Raw genomic sequence first — 249 nt, 5'->3', positions numbered from 1 at the left:
GATTGGGATCGGCCAGCGTGTTGGTGTCTTCCTTCACCGCCGCCGCATCGGCCACCGCCACCGGCGCGTCATTGGTGCCGGTGATGGTGATGGTCAGGTTGGCGGACGAAGAGCCGCCGTGGTTGTCCGAGTTGGTGTAGCTGAAGACGTCGGTGACGGTGGCGCCTTCGGCAAGCTGCTGCACCGAGGCCAGGCCATTGTCGAGCGTATAGCTGTAGCTGCCGTCGCTGTTGAGATGCAGCGTGCCAT

1 protein-coding gene is annotated in these 249 nt (G+C 63.9%); it reads right to left on the bottom strand.

Annotated elements, in window-relative coordinates; all coding sequences use genetic code 11:
- Positions 1 to 249, bottom strand: a 249-nt coding sequence (locus EN845_RS35220; protein ID WP_135907356.1) for a VCBS domain-containing protein, incomplete at both ends; no start/stop codon positions are given.

It is taken from the genome of Mesorhizobium sp. M8A.F.Ca.ET.202.01.1.1, assembly GCF_004791595.1.
Classification (GTDB): domain Bacteria; phylum Pseudomonadota; class Alphaproteobacteria; order Rhizobiales; family Rhizobiaceae; genus Mesorhizobium.
Note: the sequence above shows the minus strand (reverse complement) of the source record. Positions and strands in the feature narration are given on the sequence as shown.